This is a genomic window from Fibrobacter sp. UWH6 (genome assembly GCF_900142465.1).
GTDB lineage: Bacteria > Fibrobacterota > Fibrobacteria > Fibrobacterales > Fibrobacteraceae > Fibrobacter.
The window spans coordinates 15,387-36,120 of record NZ_FRAX01000017.1; the positions used below are offsets into that span (position 1 = coordinate 15,387).

The 20,734-nt window shown below is 47.4% G+C and carries 17 protein-coding genes; 3 read left to right on the forward strand and 14 right to left on the reverse strand.

Translation table 11 applies throughout. From position 1 onward, the window contains the following. Positions 1-48: 48 nt before the first annotated feature. A complete protein-coding gene (locus tag BUB73_RS13175) occupies positions 49-1,194 on the forward strand; it encodes an outer membrane protein (RefSeq protein WP_141099804.1) in 1,146 nt (381 codons plus the stop codon). After that, entirely contained in the window at positions 1,194-1,682 is a 489-nt protein-coding gene (locus BUB73_RS13180; protein WP_073286528.1) for a hypothetical protein, read from the forward strand. Before BUB73_RS13175 ends, BUB73_RS13180 begins: the two co-directional genes overlap by 1 nt. 196 nt (positions 1,683-1,878) lie before the next feature. Here the strand turns inward: BUB73_RS13180 and BUB73_RS13185 are convergent, their stop codons facing one another. The 13 genes from BUB73_RS13185 to BUB73_RS13255 all read right to left on the reverse strand — a co-directional run bounded on the left by BUB73_RS13185 (position 1,879) and on the right by BUB73_RS13255 (position 18,870). Beyond that, positions 1,879-2,283 (reverse strand): helix-turn-helix domain-containing protein, encoded by a 405-nt coding sequence (locus BUB73_RS13185; protein ID WP_249269468.1) that lies wholly within the window; start codon positions 2,281-2,283, stop codon positions 1,879-1,881. Between the two features lie 324 nt (positions 2,284-2,607). Then, entirely contained in the window at positions 2,608-2,718 is a 111-nt protein-coding gene (locus BUB73_RS18045; RefSeq protein ID WP_346348717.1) for a hypothetical protein, read from the reverse strand. 146 nt (positions 2,719-2,864) lie between these two features. Continuing rightward, a complete protein-coding gene (locus BUB73_RS13200; protein ID WP_073286537.1) occupies positions 2,865-4,130 on the reverse strand; it encodes an LlaJI family restriction endonuclease in 1,266 nt (421 codons plus the stop codon). 8 nt (positions 4,131-4,138) lie between these two features. Next, positions 4,139-5,500 (reverse strand): AAA family ATPase, encoded by a 1,362-nt coding sequence (locus tag BUB73_RS13205; RefSeq protein ID WP_088658992.1) that lies wholly within the window; start codon positions 5,498-5,500, stop codon positions 4,139-4,141. A gap of 145 nt (positions 5,501-5,645) precedes the next feature. Then, complete coding sequence (locus BUB73_RS13210; protein ID WP_083539782.1) at positions 5,646-7,496, reverse strand: AAA family ATPase; 1,851 nt, start codon at positions 7,494-7,496, stop codon at positions 5,646-5,648. Position 7,497: 1 nt separating this feature from the next. After that, positions 7,498-8,640: a DNA cytosine methyltransferase gene (locus BUB73_RS13215; protein ID WP_083539783.1), complete on the reverse strand. Its 1,143-nt coding sequence runs from the start codon at positions 8,638-8,640 to the stop codon at positions 7,498-7,500. Positions 8,641-9,476: 836 nt separating this feature from the next. Then, positions 9,477-10,787: an ATP-binding protein gene (locus BUB73_RS13225; RefSeq protein WP_073286546.1), complete on the reverse strand. Its 1,311-nt coding sequence runs from the start codon at positions 10,785-10,787 to the stop codon at positions 9,477-9,479. 438 nt (positions 10,788-11,225) lie between these two features. Beyond that, a complete protein-coding gene (locus tag BUB73_RS13230) occupies positions 11,226-11,960 on the reverse strand; it encodes a PDDEXK nuclease domain-containing protein (RefSeq protein ID WP_175552219.1) in 735 nt (244 codons plus the stop codon). Positions 11,961-12,116: 156 nt separating this feature from the next. Continuing rightward, positions 12,117-13,487, reverse strand: coding sequence for an SGNH/GDSL hydrolase family protein (locus tag BUB73_RS13235; protein ID WP_249269413.1), 1,371 nt, complete (start codon positions 13,485-13,487; stop codon positions 12,117-12,119). A gap of 186 nt (positions 13,488-13,673) precedes the next feature. Beyond that, positions 13,674-15,248: a glycosyl hydrolase family 5 gene (locus BUB73_RS13240; protein WP_249269412.1), complete on the reverse strand. Its 1,575-nt coding sequence runs from the start codon at positions 15,246-15,248 to the stop codon at positions 13,674-13,676. Positions 15,249-15,696: 448 nt separating this feature from the next. Then, positions 15,697-16,722 carry a phosphoribosylformylglycinamidine cyclo-ligase gene (gene purM / locus BUB73_RS13245; protein WP_073286552.1) on the reverse strand — a complete coding sequence of 342 codons (1,026 nt, stop codon included), beginning with the start codon at positions 16,720-16,722 and terminating at the stop codon, positions 15,697-15,699. A 44-nt stretch (positions 16,723-16,766) separates the two neighbouring features. After that, positions 16,767-17,570, reverse strand: a complete 804-nt coding sequence (locus BUB73_RS13250) for a cyclic nucleotide-binding domain-containing protein (RefSeq protein WP_249269411.1) — start codon at positions 17,568-17,570, stop codon at positions 16,767-16,769. Positions 17,571-17,580: 10 nt separating this feature from the next. Next, entirely contained in the window at positions 17,581-18,870 is a 1,290-nt protein-coding gene (locus BUB73_RS13255; protein ID WP_073286554.1) for an ABC transporter substrate-binding protein, read from the reverse strand. A 118-nt stretch (positions 18,871-18,988) separates the two neighbouring features. Here BUB73_RS13255 and BUB73_RS13260 point away from each other — a divergent pair, with 118 nt between their 5' ends. Then, positions 18,989-19,855: a hypothetical protein gene (locus BUB73_RS13260; protein WP_073286557.1), complete on the forward strand. Its 867-nt coding sequence runs from the start codon at positions 18,989-18,991 to the stop codon at positions 19,853-19,855. Here the strand turns inward: BUB73_RS13260 and BUB73_RS13265 are convergent. Further along, positions 19,803-20,639, reverse strand: a complete 837-nt coding sequence (locus BUB73_RS13265; RefSeq protein ID WP_073286560.1) for a PIN domain-containing protein — start codon at positions 20,637-20,639, stop codon at positions 19,803-19,805. The genes BUB73_RS13260 and BUB73_RS13265 overlap by 53 nt on opposite strands. Positions 20,640-20,734: the final 95 nt, after the last annotated feature.

A 20,734-nucleotide genomic window follows, 5' to 3' on the forward strand; every position in this document is an offset into this window, starting at 1 on the left:
TTTCTCCAGAACTCTTTTTTGTATTTTCGCATAGACACGGGGGTTTTTATGCGTTTTATTAAAAGTCTAATTTTTTTGTTAGTGGTTCTTTGTTCTGCAGGGAACGCCCATGCAGGAAGTGCCGCATCCGATTTAACCAAGGGCACAGCTAAAATCCTCCTGTTTATTCCCGGGATGATGCTGGAGGAATATTTCGCAAGCCTATTTGACGGCGAAGGCCGAGTGGATTATTCCGAAGAATCAGTCTTTATTCCCTACATAAAAGTTAGCGGTATCCATCCCGACTACAAAAATTATATCGTCCAGACCTTCGGCCAGTACGTCAAGGAAGTGGGCCGTTACAAGCTCGTGGCCGCCGACAAGGAATCACCCTATGTCAAGTCCGCCTCCATGGCCATAGTCAGTAACCTCGCCAAGCGCAAGGGCTGCCCTTACATCCTGTACATCACCGTCAAGGAACAAGGCAGCGGCATGCTCCTCACCTTCGCCATGAAAGACACCGAAAACGATAACCTGGTGTGGCACGACGAATACCAGGCCATTATCCCCGAAGACATCGCTCCCATCTTGTTCCGCGTGGCAAACTCCATGGGCACCGGCAAAAAAGGAAGCAACCCCAAAAGCTTCTACGATTCCGAATATCCCATCTACATCAGTGAATCTAACTTCCAGCCTGTTGCCGCCACCCACGAAAGCGGCGAATCCAACCTTCCCAGCAATTTCGAAAACAAGCTGAACACTTCAAGGACCACCCGCGTGGCATTCTCCTTCGGCGTAGATTATCTGATCAAGAGTCAGCATGCCGCAGGCAATATCGGATTCTCCGCCTGGCACGACTTCACCTATTTTATGGTCGGCGCTGAAATAGACTTCAAGGGAATCATTTCCAAAGACACGAACATGATCCACCTGGGCCTAAATCTTGCCGCTCCAATCTTCATCCACGAAAACAACACGCCCTACGTAATAGCTGGCGCCGGATTATCCGGAACCAAATACACGACAACTAACTACCGCAACGAAGAACAAGACAAGAACGACCAGGGCGCAACTTTCTCGCTGGGCGCAGGCTATCAGTTCAACCGCTACGGAACCTGGACAGTCCGCTTCGGCCTCAAATACTTCAGGAACAACTACTACACCAACGGCCACAAGCTCCAGGGAATCGGCCTCGAAACAATCATAGGTTACTGATGACTAGGCTCGCCCACATAATCGCCATGATGTTCCTTGCGGCTTACGCCCATGCAGGGATTTTCTCTGGTTGGCAAGAAATCTATGTGTCCGCAGACGACGGGAAAGCATACGATTTTTACGGGAACGGGAAATTCCTCTGTTCGGGAACGCGATGCCACTACACGAACTCAAACGGAAAATGCAAAATCGAGTTCATTGCCAAAAAGGGGGAACGCATTTACGGAATCACAGAATTTGGTGACGACTACCAATGGGAACAGCGACCATTTTTAGCCAAGGCGCTTTTTGACAATCGGGATGAGGACCGCCCCTGTACCAGCACCAGCGCCACCGTACAAATTGACCCCGTGGCACACATGCACTTCTTTATGCCACCCATCAAGACAAATACAGATTGGGCCCGCCCTGCAGAAAACAAGGAACTCCTGGTTCCCCGAAAAATGCCAAGTCGCGCCGACTGGAAAAAATCTCCCTATAAAAAGTGACTAAAAAAAGACGCCTCCTCATAAGAGAAGACGCCTTTTTTGGATGTGTGGAGTAATCTCCAAAGTAGCTTCATCCAAAGTAATTGAAAAGGATTTTTTCAGAAACACTATGGACAAAATGTCCAATTAAGTCAACGATGGATAAGAAAATCAGTTTTAGACTGTCCCAAGTTGCGGAAGAAAAAATCATATGAAATCACTTTTTCTTCGCATCGTACTTCGCAGACGTATCTACAAGATTCATCCCGAAATCAAAATATGACTCCGGAGTCACATCGAAAACGGCTGCCAACTTGGTAGCCATTTTTCGTGAAACTGTACGACGGCCACGTTCAATTTCAGAAAGATTCTGAACAGAGATTCCCAATTTTTCGGATAGAACTTTCTGAGTCCAGCCGCGAAGTTCACGGTCAGCCTTGACAGCATCGCCAGGAGACATTTTCTCGGCAATTCCCTTAAGCACTTCTGAATTATCCAGATCAATAAATTCATCATCATCGCTAACGTCCACAGAAGGGAAAAGGCTGCGCATGATTCCAATGACGCAATCAGGAATGTTACCTTTAATCTGGAATACAACAGGTTCCTTAGTGCCGGGCATAGGGGGCGCTTTCACGACTGCCAACATAATACACCTCAATGGTTAGCGTTCCGTTTTTACAAGTCCAACAGGCCACCCATTTACGAGATAAATGGCAGTGATACTTGTCGGGTCCAAGTTTTGAATAATTCATAAGAGCCGGCTGCTCAGGGCCCTTCTCCTTGAGTAGTTGCTTCAAACGAATAAATTTATTTTGTTCGGCTACAGGCATTTTCTGAATACATTTTTCAACCGAACGTTTGGCGATTACAACGTACATGAAAACAATATAGCCAAAAAATGGCTACAAAGCAAGATGTTTATTTACACTATAAACTTTTTGCTCTATGCATGTTTCATTTCTTCCATAAACTCATTTGCATCATCAAAATGGAATATGGAAATGCCACGACTACCAAGGAACTTTATAAAATCCTCTTCAGTCATCCCCGTCAAGCGAGGACAGGTGCCGGCTCAAGCAAGCTTGGCCGTCGCGACTCTCATGCAAACAGTTGTTCTTGACACATTTATTTCATTTATGTATACTTTGAACATAAACAGGCCTGTAACGAAGTTGTCCCACCATAGGGGAACCAACGATGTTACGGGCCTTTTTTATTTGCGGTCGTAATCACATTCGCAAACTGCTTCTGTGCAGCATTGCTCTTGCTATAATTTTGCATCACATTTTTTATATCAAGCAGGACGCCGTGAATTTTGTGGTAAGGTTTTACAAGACCTTTTGCCACATCCGTATTTTTCCAATCACTATAGGCGTAGCCTAGATATTTCATTTTAAATGGGTACAAAAAATTCTCTGCAGTTACCGCACCCGCACAGTAAGGCATCAGAAAAACGTTATAAACCGTTTTGCCAATTTTTTGTTCAGCAAATTCAGCATAGGCAAGCTGCTTGGTGATGGATTCTGATTGCGGCAACGTTCTGCCATCAATGCCGTAAGTATAATACTTGGAATCCAGAACAAAGATTTTGTCATCCACTTTCATGATGGTATCAGGACGCATTTCAACACGACCCGCATTTTTACCATCAATAACCCAGCCGCAATTTGGATAATAATCTTCTCGATGTTCTGTTCCGAAAATGCGCTCAATCATCGCTTCCCAAACAGGAGCAAAAGAATTTACCCCAAAATAAAATTCATCGGGAATCACATTTTCGTCAGACACGTTTTTTCCGAGGTATTCCACAATCCTCAGCATATCCTGGAAAATTGCAAGTGCGCGATCATGGAATGTTTTGGAGGCTTTCGTCATCAAGACAGAAGAAAACATCTCGTAGTCAAAATCAAGGGCGGGAGGTTCCTGGATATCAACGCCAAAAACAAAACCGATTCTTTTTGCAGCATCCCACACGCAGAATTTATGGATAAGCGAAATCAGTTCACATTCATTATTGTCCGTTTGTCGTGTAACTGGATCAAGATAGACCACACTATCATTAACAACATCCGGCCTCAAAGTTTTTATTGTTCGATTCCAATCAACTTTGCCGTTTCCACCCTGCTTAAAGACCACCTCCTGCTCGGAGTAATAGCCATACTCCATAAAATTCCGGAGTAGGTTGACATAAGCTAGCATAGGAAAATCTGAAGACGATTTTTCAACATCCCTTCCGATAATGTTTGAATTTTCGTGAACCTCGATCAGCTCCGAATCAGAAAGCACATCAAACAACTGCATAATATCCTGGCGAAGCTCATCTTCGTCAAGTTCTGCAATAGCGTCATCATTCTTAAAGTATCCAGCAGGAAAACAAATTTCAAGACAACCGTCATTACGGATGCCGACAAATTCATCGCCACGCAATTTCGCTTCGCAAGTGCAGTAATCGTTTAGCTTTTGCATTTGTGATCTCACAAGCAGATTGCCATATAAGGCGGAATGCAAACAGTATCATCGTCCCGAATGGCAAAATTCTTCGGATGGATTATATAAGAAGTCTTAATACGCTTTTTGAATTTCTTCTTAAACGATTCAAGCGATGTGGTGGTGTAATTTTTTGAAGACTTGACTTCGATTGGAATGATTCTTGAACCTACCGAATCAGATTCACTAATCATAAAATCAATTTCAATATCGTTGCGATGTTTTTCCTGATTGAAATGGGTATAAAAATAAAGCTTATGTCCTTGAGATACAAGCATCTGCGCAATGACATTTTCAAAGAGCATACCCTTATTAATCGCAAGCTTTTCGTTCATGATTTCCTTGTACAAGGATTCCTTTGAAATCTGGTTTTCGCCAAAAGCCATAGAGAACAAAAGGCCTGTATCGCCCATATAGCACTTGACTGCGGAATCGTCCGCGTTCAAGCCAAAGCCAATATTTGGATCGGAGCACTTGAAACAGTTGTTTGCAATCATGGAATTGGAAAGCCACAGGAAGGTATTCTCATAGCTATTTTCACTACCGAGTCCCCCAGCGATCTTTGAAAATACAACTCGCTTTTCGTGCTTAGACAAAAATGCAGGAATCTGTTCAAATGTCGAAAGGACTTTCCCCTTATATGAGCCCTTGATTTTTTGAACATCCTTTTTGTAGAGTTCAATAATCTTGCGCTTTGCCTTGTCGCTATAGTCAAAGCTGTAGGTGTTTTCAAGGAATGCGACAATGGATTGTGGCATGCCCCCTATCAGAATATACTGTTTGAATAGACGCATGCACTCCTTATGGAGTGGTTCATCCAACGCCTTCTTCCTTGAAAACGCATCGCGGATAAAGTCACATATATTCGGCTTATCCATCGCCCAGCAAAATTCCTCAAAATCCATGGGGAACATCTGGATGGATGTTTCTTCCGAGGGGATGGTAATATCCTTGACATTTTCGTAAATGGAAATAAGAGAGCCTGTTTCAATATAATCGAACCTGCCGTCTTTCACCAACTTTTTGATGGATTGCCTTGCCTTCGGAAATCTTTGCACCTCATCAAAAATAATCAGGGATTCCCTCGGGTAGAGATTCACGCCATAAGTATATGAAAGGATATTGAAAAATGCCGAAAGATCATTCATTTTATCAAAGGCATCTAGTACAGCCTTTTCGCAGTCATTAAAATCAATCAGAATGTAGGAACGGTATTCGTTTTTCGCGAATTCTTCTACGATGGTACTTTTTCCAATACGACGCGCGCCCTCTATAAGAAGGGCTTCTCGACCTTTGGATTCTTCCTTCCAATTCAGAAGTTCTTGATAAATCTTGCGTCTAAAAGTAATCATGAGATCAGTCCCGGATGCTCATAATATACTTAATAAACATAAAAAACGCAAGGTATTCTACTGCTTATTAATGTTAAAAACGCAAAGTATTTTATATCGAAATAACGGCAAAAACGCAGAGTATTTCTAATTTTTGTAGCTATCACGCCCCAAAACTCTTAAACACCCCAAATTTGAGTTCATGGAATTTTGAAATCAGGGTTTCTAGCGTATCACAACCTTCGGCAAAAATCTGAGGGCGCTTGAACTTGAAAGCATCATCCCACAAATACTTCAGGACCTTTTCGGCAAAAATCTTTTCTGGAATTTCGCCATTCACGTTGCAAACAAACCAAACGCCAAGACGCTTGTCTTCGGTACTGGAAAGGCCCTTAAGCACCTGCGTAATCTTATTGTTGGCCCATTCCCAGAATTCGCCCCAGGAAGTTTCTGTTCCAGCAATTTTTGCATCGTGCTGATTGCGGAAAGCTTCGGTTTTAAAACCGTCAACGCTACCTTTTGCAAATTCATTGCAGACCAGTTCCATATCAAAGCGACGCTGGAACGCATTATCCAAAGTGAATACATTCTGGTCGCTAGTATTCATGGTTGCAAAAATGGAAAGGTTGGGCGGCAAACGGATTGCCGTATTCTCGGTGAAATGAAGTTTTCCATTTTCACCAAAACCCAGCCAGTTAATGTCTATCGATTTATAGGCAGAAACTTCGCCCCTTCCGTCTTCTTCAGAAAATTCTACCGGAGTGTCACAACCGTCGTGAGATTCATTTGCAAAGCTCCTGATATCGCGAATGTAGTCGTTCAAATCTTCATGATCAATGCCATATACACTCCAACTGGGACCGTAGCCAAACTCGTCCTTTTCATCATTAGGCTTTATGCGGTCACACAGCTGGAAAACTTCGCCAAGAATTGCCGAAGCTTTCCCGCGATTGATTTCATCAATGACCAAATAAAACTCTTGGTTCGGATTCAAGTAGGCACGGCGCAAAATTTTTGCAAAAGGGCCTGCCACAAATTCATAAGTTACGGAATGGTTCCTTATCTTTGGACGAATCTGGCCAATGAATTCTGAATTTGTATAATCCGGATGGAAGACAACGCAGACCTTGTTAAAGTCAGGGACACTCTTCAACTTTTCCTTAATCGTATTGGACTTGCCACAGCCCGGAACACCATAGTAGATGATTTGGGAGGGGGTGAAAGAGGGATTGTTTTTTTTCGGAGAATCCTCTAATTCTAATGAACAATAATCAACATCATCTAAATCAACTTTTAAAACATTTGCATCACCAATACAACCTTCATGTGAAGCAAATTCAAATGCAGCAACTCCGTTGCGAATAAGGGTATGTAATGAAGTTTTTATATCACTTGATAAAAGGCTTGCCTTTTGAACAATTTTATTAATGCTCAAATTTTTCTTAGCGATAATATGTCCATATCTGAAACCAAAAATAGGATAACCCTTAACCTTATATCTGTCATGTATTTCTTTCAAACATTCAGCAAGTTTATCTAAAAGTTGTTCAACATTTAAACCTGCAGCAAACTCATTTTCATCAACTAAAGGGAAAACTAAACTTGATGTTTTCAATGCTTCGTTTAAATGTAATTCTTGTTCTGCTTGACGCTTTTTATCAGAATCCTCTTCAATAATTTTTTTTATTTGAACAAGTAAATCTTTAAACTTCTTTTGACTATGTATTTGCATCTTACTTTCATAATCTGCATAAGCATAAACATACTCGTAAGACTCGAATTCATTTCTCAACGTTAAATTTATTGCATCTGGAGAGTATTTGCACGTCCCATTATATTTTGATACAAATCCCCTTTCTGCAAATTCGCGTGCAGTTCTTCCCGGATCTCCAACCCTTGAAATTCCTAGAATGTCACAAACTTCATTTGCTTCATCACGAATAAATTCGGGCGACAACTCTTCATTCTCAAATTTTCTAAAAATACTGGAAATGATATCTTTTACACTTGCCATATTAGCCCTCCAGTTTTTCTGCAATCTTTTTGGAAATAGCCTTCACAACAGGAACAGCAACAGAATTTCCAAACTGGTGGTACATTTGAGTCCTCGAAACAGGAATCTTGAATTCCTGTGGATACCCCATAATGGCTTTACACTCTTTTTCTGTAAGAAGACGAAGCCCTGTTTTTCCTCCTCTTACAAAGGTTCCTGTAATTCGCTGAATCTTATGATACGACGCACAAAGGGTCTTTACAGGAAAGTCTGATGTTGCATCAATAATTTCTGGATGACCATCATCCTTTTTGTAGATGTACGACTTCTGCAAATGTTCTGAAATTGAAGGTCCTTCCGCATCAACCTCAACAAACTGACCAATACCGATTTTCTTATCGCAAGGTTTGGGAAATTCAAAATCAGTAATTTTCAAATCCTTTCTAAAACCAACAATGTAAAGGCGCTTTCGTTCTTGGGGGACCTTGTAATCAGCACTATTTAAAACCTTAATAAAGACCTCATAATTCAATTCCTTCTTTAAGGTTTCCATAATGATTTCAAGTGTTTTTCCGTCATTATGATTTACAAGTCCAGGAACATTTTCCAACAGGAATGCCTTGGGTTGTTTAACCTTCACGATATTCGCGATATAGAAGAACAAAGTCCCCTGAGTCTTATGTTCAAACCCTTCGCGTTTTCCTATAGAGCTAAAAGGCTGACAAGGAAAGCCTCCTGTTAGCACATCAAAATCAGGAATTGTTTTAGGATCAACTTTCGTTATATCACCGAAAGGAACGTCTGCATAATTCACAGAATATGTTTGCTTCGCAGAAGAATCCCATTCACTCGTAAAAACGCATTCTCCGCCGTTCTCTTGCATCGCAAGTCTAAAACCACCTATACCAGCAAACAAATCGATAAAAGAAAATTTTGGATTTCTCTTTGGAGGATACTGCGCAAAATTTTTCAGATATTCAGCCTTACTTGGAAGCTTATTTAAATCAACTCCATTTTTTCTCAGAATAGACTCGTAGTGTAAAGCTTGAGGCGATCCCTGCAGAGACAGGTAATGGCTGATTACAGCTAAATCCTCATCAAAATGAACATCTCCCAAACATGTTCTTAATTGCTTTACAAGATCGCTATTTCCTACCGTAGCCATCTACTCGCTCCAATCAAAAAGGGTTGAACCTGAGTTCAGCCCTTCGTTCGGAGCGATGTTCCTAGCCTGATTTTACGGCAGCACTTTCCAGCATTTGATGCGGCACCTGCACAAAACAAAAAGGCGAGGAGCATTGCTGCTTCTCGCCGAAAGTTGCGACATTCTACAATTCAAAAACAAAACTCGCGGACGACTCCGGCGGCACACCATAGGCGCCAAGCCAGATTTCGCCATACGCCAAAACGCCTTGGCGCAATTGCACAAAAGCGAGGTCGAGACCACTGGGTACACGACCCCCAGGGTACAATGCGCCCATGGCACTCATGGGCATCCGAGATTTGTCCTGTTCCTTGTGCGAAAAGAGTGTCGAAGTTCCTAGCCGAGAACGAGAGCAAAACTCACATTGCGAGAGTCATAGAAAAACTTGCTTACAAGGTTTATTCATGACCGAGCATCAAGAGTTTCTACAAAACTCACCGAGCGCCCTTATACGGCTCGGACCAAACGAAAAAAGGCGCCAGACCGAACGCATTTATCAGCTAGAGGCCTTCGACAACCTGACACAAATAAATACGACGATCCGCGCCCAATTGCACAATCTAGCGTACATTCATCCAGAATGCACACAACGCAAAACATGGCCGTCCGGTAAACCGGGCGGCAAGCACGTCGTTTCGTCTTACTCACCGTGTCTTGAAATGTCGAAGTTTCTAGCTGTGAATAAGAGAACTCTTATGGAGATGAATATAGAATAAAATCACTTTTATGGTCAACCAAGGCCATATTTATTTGACCCGTTTTGACCCGTTTTGACCGTACGGGGGAACACCCAAGTTTCAAAGTCCTTCCGAGGCTATCCACTTCAAATAGAATTCCACCAGGTAGAGCGGCACGTTGACCATCTGCTCCTGCTCGCGGTAATCCGACATGGAAAATCGGATGCCCTTTAGCTGCGCGTTTGTTTTCAGCACCGTCGAAAGGGATTTCGCCTTGAGGTTTTCTTCAGCCTTGACTTCGGTGGGGTAAACGGCTCCATGCTGAAAGACAAAATCAATTTCCGAAGTTGAATTTTCGTTCGTGTAGTAATACAGGGGCTGTCTCATGGTCGCGATGTATTGCTGGGCGACATATTGCTCGGTAAACGCCCCCTTGTATTCCGTTATCATCTTGGACTCGGCCAGAATTTCCTTGGCGGGAATGTCTGACATGGCGCCGAGAAGCCCGAGATCGTTTACAAAGAGCTTGAAGCAGCCCATGTCTTCGTAAAACTTGACGGGCATTTCGACCTTGTTGATTCGGCAAACCTTATGGACGAGCCCCGCGTTGATGAGCCACTGGACTGCGTTTTCGTACTCCTTCGCCCTGCCGCCCTTGCGGAGCGCACCCCATATAAATTTCTTGTTCTCTTTAGCCAGTTGGCTTGGGATCGAGTTCCATACGGCGGAAACTTTCGCAAGTTCGTTGGAGGGAATGTGCTTGGAGAAATCATCCCGATAATCGTCGAGAATCCGTTTCTGGATTTCACGGACTTCAAGGATGTTCTTGCGATCCACATAAGCGAGTACCGCCTCGGGCATTCCCCCCACATAATAATACTGTCTTAAAAGTTCTATCAATTTGGTCTTCAGGACGGCATATTCGTCGAACCTGAACGCGTTTAGGTGCATCAGCAGATTTTTTTCGCCAAGGGCATCGAGAAATTCGCTAAATGATAGCGGGCTCAGCTTGAGCCTATCCACTTTTCCTACTGGGAATCCTGAGCCGGAATGGACCTGAAGCCCGAGCAGGGAACCTGCGACAACGACATGGTATTCGGGCGCATTCTCGCAAAAATACTTTAATGCAGTCAGTCCCTCTGGCTGCTGCTGGATTTCGTCAAAGATGATAAGCGTTTTGCCTGGTTCCACGACCAGTGAAGTAATGGCGGAAACAGCTCGCAAAATCCTGTCGATGTTGAAGTCCGCGAACAGGAACCTAGAGGAATCGTCCGTATCGCAGTTTATGTAGGCGACATTCTCGAATTCGTTCTTTCCGAATTCCTTGAGCAGCCATGTTTTGCCGACCTGCCTTGCCCCCTCCAAAATGAGGGGTTTACGGTGCGCGCTATTTTTCCATTTCAGTAGATCTTCATAAAGAAAACGCTTCATACTCTATATATACATTTTTCTTGATGAATTTCGAGCGATATTCACATTTTTCTAGGCGTAATTTAAACACTGCGTACATTTTTCTAGACGAAACAACAATTTCCCACAAAAAAGCCATAGAAAAAAGGCGCGGAATCGCAGGCATTTGTCAGCTAGAGGCCTTCGACAGCCCGACACAAACAAACACGAACGACCCGCGCCCCATATTCTGGTCACCCAGCAAATGCACATTCAAGAAATTGAAGATGCATTACGCCAAGCGATGGCGCCAAGGTTAACCTGGCGGCAGACGCGTTCGTTTCGTCTTACTCACCGTGTCTTGAAATGTCGAAGTTTCTAGCTGTGAATAAGAGAAATGCTAATGACTTGAATATAGAACAAAATTCACATTCAAGTCAATAGATTCGTGTTTGTTTTACGGACTTTAAAGTAACTCAACTACACTCTCTCGCCTTTCAGCAAGTCGCTTTTTTCCATGAAGTCCAGCAGCTGGTGCCTGGTCGGCAATTTGGGCTTATAGACAGAGGCGAAATCGCTCTTGGCGACACTGGTGGCAAACTCCACCATTTTGGGCCCGCGGCTTGTAGTGAGCAGGATTCCCACGGGAGGGTTGTCGCCAGGCTGCATGACCTTGTCCCGGTAATGCCTGACACAGGTTCCCAGCTGATCTAAATCGGTCTTCCGGAATTTGCCATCCTTCAGGTTCACCAGCACATGGCAATGGAGCATACGGTTATAGAATACCCAGTCCACACTCAGGTCGGTGCCGTTCACGGGAAGCTGCCTTGCCCTGGCCTCCAGGCAAAAGCCCAGACCAAGTGAAAGAAAGAAATTCACCATGCGGTCCTGAGACTCGTAAGGCGCCACACTGTAGGACGCCCGCCTTTCGGCAGCGAAACTGCCCATGAGAAATTCCGCAGACGACTGCGCCCCCTCGGACACCATAAGGGAGCGCTGCACCGACGCAACCTGAAGTTCCACCAGCCTTTGCTGCAACCCCTTGCGCTCGGCAATCTGGGCAGAAAGCTCCGGCAGCTCCGCCTCCTTGACATAGCGGTTCCTGACCTTATCGCCCTCGCGCCACTGCAGGTAATAACGGTCCTTGCCCTGGATGACCTTCTTGGTGATGGAACCCTTGGGCAAGAGTGCAATCCGACTTTCTATACTTTCCATTTCATTCATATACTACAATATAAACTACGTAAACTACATTGTCAAGATGTGTAGTTTATACTGATGCATAATCACAACAAACAGAAAAGCCCCGCTTACCTGCGGGGCATCCCATTTTTTTATAAAATGTGCAGGATTTAAATACGCAAATTTTTATTACCTAACCGTAACCTTGGCGCTGTAGGAAAGTTTCTTACCGCGGATTATGACAAAGTAATTTCCTGTAGGAAGATTGCGATTTACAACCATATGTCCCATGGCATCCATGATTACCACCTGGGCAGATTCCTGGACGCCCGACACAGAGACGGTCCTTCCGACGACACTTACCTGCGGCACCTTGAAGTTCACCTTGGACGAAACGATTCCCTCTTTATCGTCCTTTTCCTGGTTAGCGTTCTCGTTGTCTGCGTCCCCAAATCCATTTTCGTACAAAGTCGCAACGGCTTCAGCCCACAGACGGTGCATGCTCTGCGCACCCTTTTCGGCGGGATGCACGCCATCGCTGGCAGAGAGTTCTTCGGGGTGCTTGGAGAAGTAATCGTAAAAATCCGGGCCCTTAGGCAGGTTGTTTGTTTCGGTCAGCTCGTCGATGGCATCGAGGTAACCCTGGTACACTTGCCACTCGGCGATGTCGGGATTGGTGGCGATCATGCGGGCGATAATGGGCGTTACCCCGTGAGCTTTCGCCGTGTCAATGATTTCCTGCATGTTGGTCTTGAAGGTCTGAACGTTCCAGCCAGTTTTATCGCCCCAGGCGTCGTTGGTTCCCATTTCGATGGCCCAGAACTTGACATTGCCGGCATACTCGCCATAATACTTGAGGCCTTCGACCACGCCCGTGGTGTTCACGCAACCGATGCCGCCGCGGAGCATTGCAGGGTAGTAATCGGGATAGCGGGCGTGAATCAACTGAGAAAAGTTGGAGTCCACTTCTGTCTGCTTCAGGCCCATCTGGCTGATGCTGGTGCCCATAAAGAACCAGGTGTCGTTTCCGCCATCGCTCAAGTCGTAGGCGCCAATTTCTTCCAGGTTCTTGACGGCTTCGTCGGCCACGATCTTGAACCAGGACTTGCCTGCAAAATCTACCGCGATGCCGCGGCTCATGGCGCCACTTTCGCCAACCTGGGCCACAACTTCCCAGTCACCGTCAACACCGTCGGTGGAATTTCCGGAGGTCAGAATCTTGAAGTTCTGCAGGCTGGATCCTTCCGTAGGAAAGTGCTGGCAGCTCGCCGCATGAACATATTCGTCGCCTACCCAGGCTTCATCGCCGCGAGTCTCCCAGGTAATAAAAATTCTGGACGGCCCCTCCCCCACATTCAGGGCCAGTTCCTTCGCCGAGGCCACCTGATTAAAATCCAGATGACCATCAGTATAGACATCAGGTTTCCAGTTGGAATTGAGGGCACCATCTACATAAAGATTCTTGCCGATGCTCAAATTGACATTGGCCTTAATGGCAGATGCACTTACCGAAAGACCCAAAACACACGCCGCAACGGCGCCAACACCAAACATTTTCATAAACACTCCATAAGCGGCCCAAACCCATTCTGCACCGCGACCTAAAAATAATCCCCATAATGGGGGTTCGCAAAATAATAAACCGCATACCTTATAGATCCGTTGGAACAGACGCAACAAGGAACATCACCAACGCAAAAAGGGCCTCCCGGAGGAGACCCTTTAAACGCTAAGGAATCGAATCGATTACTTCTTGCAGGCGCCCTTGGCTGCCATTTCGTCGGGGCATTCGCAGCCCTTATCGGTGCATTCCAAAGTTTCCAGCGGATCGCCAGCCTTGTAGGTAGACCAGTCGGTGTGCCATGCGTAGTTGTTGGACTTTTCCTTATTGATGGTAGTCATGTAATGGTCGATCAGGTACTGCGGGCATTCCACTTCTTCCCAGTTGTAGGTGGGATTGTCGGCAGCCATGAACCAGTCAGCAAACCAGTGGCAACCGCGGAGCAGGTTGGGAAGGCCAGCATTACCGAAGGCGGCATCGCACATATCCTTCACGCAGGTCTGGTAAGATTCGAGAGTGTTGTCGTAGCCAAGCTTGCTCTGGCATTCAGTGAGGAAGCCGCCGAAGCCTGCGCCCCAGTTCACGTCTGCACCGTTCACCTGGACAGAGAGTGCGTCAAAGGCGCCCACGCCACCACCCGGAACCATCAAGTCGAACTGGCCCACTTCCACATCGTGACCAATGTTGGAAGTCATGACCACCATGTGCTTGCCCTTAAGAGCCTTGTGGGTAGCCTTGGCAGCATTGTTGGCGCTAGCATCCTTGAAGGAGCCGTTGTACTGCAAGTGGAAGCACTTACCGCAAGAAGTTGCGGAGCCGGGACCTGCCACGTATGCATAGGAAAGAGTATCGTTAACAGCGATGGGAGCCATGTCGGTGCAAGTGAACACACCCTTATCCTTGGCTTCGCCACAGGCGCTGTTGGTTCCTTCGTAACCCATCCAGTACTGCTGAACGGCGTGGCCCAAAGTAAAGGTGGGAACTTCCACGTCGTGGATGTTGCAGTTACGGGCGGTAGTCATACCGGCTTCGTAGCTTGCCTGGGTGGTGGTATCGGTCTTGCCTTCTTCACCATTGCTGATCCAGGAGCAGTGAGGCTTACAGGCGTCCCAGTAACGGGAGTTCCAACCGGTCTGGCCGTTGCTCAAGATGTCCTTGGTGTATTCTGCCGGAGGAGCGCCATAAGATTCAATAGAGGGGAAGCCATTTTCCAGGGAGGGCTTTACAGTTTCGCTGCTGGAAATTTCTTCCTGAGTTCCACCGGGGCCGACAATGGGGGTAGATTCGGAGCTGGTGATTTCCTGAGTACCACCAGGGCCAACAATGGGAGTTGATTCAGAGCTGGTAATTTCCTGGGTGCCACCGGGGCCGACAATGGGAGTTGATTCAGAGGAGTTGGGATCAGACGGGTCCGGCGTAGAGGTTGCTTCGCACTTGTTTACCAAGTCAGCATAGCCGGCTTCCATGACCACATTGCCTTCGTTATCGTAGATGTTGATACCATCGTAGGTACCATAGGCATAGCCGTTAGCCAAGGTCACCTTGCCGACACCGTCAATTCCACGGGGATAAACCAGAAGCTTGACAGAACCCAGGTCTACTACAGAAACCTGTTCCGTAGCGACGATACCGGAGCAAAGATCGTTAACGGGACCTGTACCCGGTCCATCGGAACTGCTGTCACTGCTACAAGCCACAAAGGCGCCAGCAACCGTCAAGGCACCAGCAGCCACTAAACTTTTATAAAAGGGATGTTTCATAATACCTCTCTCTCATATGTGCCAAACCCAAACACGACACAATTCTACACTCGGGGGTAAAAATATATTCACAAAGCACATTTTCAAACAGTTGAAACCTTTTTGAAAGCTGAAAATGTTCCCGAAATGTACTCAAAATGAATTCAAATCCAATATTGGTGTAATTCAAAAAAGGCAGTGATTCAAAAAAGGCAGTGGATTTCGCGGATTTTCTCCGTTTTCCACCGCCTTTTATTTACTTTATCTAAAATAAATAGTCCCAAACGCACTTCAATTAGGGTAAAATCCGTCCAAATGGACGTTTTTTTTTAAAAAAAACAGTCCGATTTCGCCCAAAAACCACCGAGATTTCATACAACATAACAAAAAGGCGGTGGATTTCACGGAGTTCTCCGTTTTCCACTGCCTTTTTCTTGTAACTCACCCTTCATTAAGGGCAAGAAGCATTTTAGTCCTTGAACTTGACCTGCTTGGAGCCGGCAACAACTTCGCCGACCTGCACCCACTTTTCGCCCTTGGCTTCGAGATGAGCAACAACTTCAGCCTTGTCAGCCGGATCGATGAAGATCAACATACCCATGCCCATGTTGAAGGTAGAGTACATTTCGTCCTTCTCCACGGAGCCTTCCTTCTGGATGAGCTTGAAGATCGGGGACGGATCCCAGGAGGTACGGTCAATGACAACGTCCACGTCATCCGGGAGGATACGGGGAATGTTACCCTGGTAGCCGGAACCAGTGATGTGAGCGAGACCCTGGATGATCTTCTTGTTGCAGAGATCGATGAGGCTGGGGTAGTAGCTGCGGTGCGGCATGGTGAGAGCTTCGCCGATGGTCATGTCGGTGCCTTCCAGCGGAGTGTCAACCTTGTAGCCGGCAACGTCGAAGAGAACCTTACGAGCGAGAGAGTAACCGTTGGTGTGGAGACCGGTGGACGGGAGACCGAGGATGATGGTACCCGGCTTGATCTTCTTGCCGTCGATGATGTTTTCGCGTTCTACGACACCCACGATGGTACCGGAGATATCGTAGTCACCCGGACCGTAGAAGCCCGGCATTTCTGCAGTTTCGCCACCGATGAGCACGAGACCGTTTTCGCGGCAAGCCTTAGCCATACCTGCGACCAGCTGGTCCATGACACCCGGTTCGAGACGGCCGGTAGCAACGTAGTCGAGGAAGAACAGCGGACGTGCGCCCTGGACGAGAATATCGTCGCAGCAGTGGTTCACGATATCCTGACCGGGCAGAGTATGAGTGCCCATTTCGATATCAACCTTGAGCTTGGTACCCACACCGTCAACGGAGCTGACGAGAACGGGGTCCTTCATGCCAAGGTGGTTGAGGGTGAAGAGGCCACCGAAGTTGCCAACGTCACCGAGAACGCCTTCGTTAAAGGTGGTACGGACGGACTTCTTGACTCCGACCATTGCTTCGTCTGCACGGGCCAGAGATACACCAGCGTCTGCGTAATTCATCTTTTTATCCTTCGCCCCATGCCGGGGCGTGTTTTGGGGTCAACTTACTGACCACCGTTTTGTTTTTCATCAATATTTCTGAGAGCATCCAGGATGAGGCTAGTTGTATCAGTCATCTGGTTGATGTTTACAACTTCCGGCATCAAGTGGGTATCCAACTTGTACAAGGTTTCGTCGCCCCATGAAAGCATTTTTTCAAAGGCGTCTGGGCCTGCCAGTTTACCGCACTTGGCACAGCAAATTCGACCATCTCTAAAGGCGATAAAGCCCTTTTCGCCATTGCACTCGAAAATCACGGTGCCAGTGACGCGGCTCTTTTCCATGGTCTGGGCAAAGTCGATAAAGGGAAGAACCTTACCGGAAGCCAACAAGGAAAGACGTTCAAATTCATCGAATGCCTTGTTCTTGGCGCGGAGTCGGTCTGCCACCACCTTGTACAAGTACACCATGATGCTGGGGTTCTTGTCCAGGAACTTCACAAACTCTTCGCGGGGAATGTGGAGCACGGTGCAGCCATCTTCGGCGGCGATCACCGTATTGCTGGTAGGTTCGTTACAAATGATGGACATTTCACCGAAGCATGCACCTGCTTCCAGGGAAGCCAGCATATTGTAATGACCGTCAGCAAGAATCTGACCGCAAATCATGGCGCGACCACTCTGCAACACGCAGAACGAATCACCGATAACGCCACCGTTAATAATAATCTCGCCCGTATCGTATTCACGAATCTGGGCATTCAAAAGCAAATAGTCAGCACAATCGCGAGGTACCTGCTGCAAAAACGGGGTACCCAGCTCATAATTGGCCGAAATCCAGTCACCTATACCTGTATGAGGTTTCATCATATTGTAAATATTAGAAAATATTGCGGTACCATTCAAATGCCGGATTCCCGGAAACGGGCTTTTTGGCGGTCGTGGAAATCAGGCTGGAGAGATTCTCCACCAATTCGTCGGGCCTTGCCACCGCACCTTCAAAGAAATCGTTTCCGCCACCGGGGCCCTTGCGCCCATCATTCTGCAAGACCTTCTTCTCCTTGAAAGCCTTGATGTAGGCGGCGCGGGGCTCCGCAGCCAGGATTTCTTCGGGAGTGCCGAACATACCGGGGTTAATCCAAATATCGACGGAGTCTGCCAGGGCCATCACATCTTCAATGGTGAGCTTCAGTTCGCGGGTAGTGTCGGACGCCCACAAGTAGCAGCCGCCTGCTTTTCTGATCAGGTCGGCAGTATAGCTACGTCCACCGGGGGCGTACCACACGCCGCCATAGCTCATGCCCGCAAGAACCCGGGGGCCCCTTGCCACAACCTTAAAACCACGCTTTTCATTTTGCCCGGAACGCACTACCTTCTGTTCTACACAGGGGTCGGCGCTTCCTGCCGGATCTCCATAAACAAGGGAATCAGAGAAAGACTCCGAATCCTTTTTTTCGTCGGGCATTTCTACGTTAAACAGGGAACTATAAAGCTTGATCCACGCCGCCTTGGCCTCAAGGGAATTCTCCTGCCATTCGGAGGTAAGCATTACGGGTATGCCCAGCTTTTCCATACGGTCGTAATCGTCCTGGGAACCGCCTGTGACAAAGGTCATGACCAGGTCCGGCTTTAAGGCGATGAGCTTCTCGTAATCCACATTCATGCCGTCGGGGCTTACTTCTGCGACCTGCCCTGCGGCGGCCTTTGCGTACAAAGTAGAATCCGCAATGTACTTCCCGGCACCTACCGCTATAATGCGGTCTTCCACACCGAGGCGAAGCATGTAGCCAATCTGGGCCGACGAAAGTACCGCCACCCTCTGGAGAGGCGTCCGCAGCACCATGGCGCTAGACAGTTCCCCGGGCAAGGCGCCCCCCGCGGTAAAGGCGGCAGAATCCCGAAGCACAAAGATTTTCTCCAAGGTGTCGGCCCCCACGATGGAGCGGATAGCGGCCACCTGTTCCCCGCAGGCGGAATCCACCCACAGAAGGTTGGTCCGGGCGCGTTCATCCCCCGCCACAACCTGCCAATTTTTCTGAATGGAACTGCCGCAGTCCTGCTGAACGGCTTCAACGTTCTTCTCTTTTTTAGCAGGTTCGGACCCGCAGCCCACCATTATCAAGGCGATCAAAATCCCCAATGCCCCGACTTTTCCACCAAAAGTCAACATCTTTAATCCTCAAATTCATCGTAAATCGTTGATTTTTAACGCTTTAACAAATTTTCCACTGCAAAAATCCTCAACATAATGTATCTTATATGTCCGGAATTTATAAATGGGATCTTTTATGAAGACAAAGATAACCTCTTTTTTGACTGCAGCTGTCCTTAGCGTACTCGCTCTGGCAAACTCTTCCTTCGCTGAAGCCGAATCCGGTTTCTACGACAAGGACCATATCCGCGGATTCGTATCCTTCGGCACCGATTTCCGCATCATGCACGATGACTTCCAGAGCTACGTGAACCACCTGGCCTTCGTAAAGGGCGGTCATACCGTGTCCACCGATGAAGGCGACGTCTTCTACAGCGGTGGCAAGATGAAGTACAAAACCTTTGACGACTACTACCTGGGTCTCCACGCCATCTTCGGCGCCCAGTACAAGCAGTTCCAAACCTGGATCGACATGAACTTCATGCCCACCCAGATTTCTGAACGTCCCAGCAATACCTACAAGGCATACGCCGAAGACGGAAGCTCCATGAAGTTCCCCCTGTACGACGTCAAGTGGTACAGCTACGGCGCCGACTGGATGTTCGGCTGGAAGCTCTTCGGCGAAAACACCTTCATCAACTTGATCCCCGCCGTCGGTTTCGGTTTCAACCTGATCAACATCCACTTCGCCTCTAACTTCGAAGTCACTGACTTGAGCGGTGGCGAAACCTACAACTTCCGTAACCGCTACTACAGCGCCATGGCCACCACAGTCAACAGCGAACTGGAAGGCCGCCTGGAATTCGACCACCTGGCATTGGGCGTCTATGTCGGTTACCGCTTCGTACGCTACAATGAACTCAGCGTCGAAGGCAAGGAACTGGTCAACACCGAATATATCGGCGACGACACCGACAACAACGGCGACACCTTCTTCCTGGGTCTGCGCCTCACATGGATCTTCCACAGCGACTGGCAGACAAAGCAGGAAAACAAGCTTTAATACTCTCCGGAGCTTCGCATTTCGCCCAGAGGTCATTTGGCCCCTGGGCTTTTTTCATGCCCGCCAATCCGTCATCTGCAAAACGGCCCACAGCCAGCCCGCCATCCGTCACGCAGGTCAAACCGCCACCGCCGACTGCAACATCCGGGGCGGTCCCAACCTGGGGGCGAAAGAAGAATCCCGTAGGCGGAATATCGTTTGCAGGATCGTGGTCCAGAATCCGCTCCATGGCAACGTAGTGCGCACAGCGTAACCTGAGCCCCGTATCGGTCCTCCAGTGCACATAGCGGCTGTTCTTGGGGTAGCTAAAACTCCAGCCCAGCAGAAGCACAGGCACCCCCATTTTCTTGAGCCTATCTACAAGGGGAACATATTGCCCCTGGGTGCTGAGCAGTACCACCGCATCCATATCGCAGTATGCGGCAAACATCTCGGCGTCCTTGATCAGCCCCAGGTTCGGCCCCATGTGGCCATCGTCTACAGGAAGGTCGCTGTAATGGACCTGATACCCCGCATTCATAAGTTCGAACTCGAACTTGAACACACCCTTGACCCCCCTGGCGTAAATGTGGGGGTTCCTCTGGGGGTGATAATAATGGGACTCCAGGGCGACAACCCGATTGGCCCTGTTGAAGTAGCGCTGGATCTGCAACTGCACCCAGAACTTGAGCCCCCGCAAATCCAGACTTGCGTGGTAGCGGTGGTGGACCCTGTAGTACTCGTTCACCTTTTTCAGGGTGTAGCCATCGAGAAAGAAGCCCACCCGCAAACAATTCCCAGTCATAATGCCTCCTGACGGTTAATGGTTCTTTCCTATTAACACGCAGGAAAATCCGGGAGTTTTCGTTAAAAATTGTTAACAAAATAAAAAATGCCGAA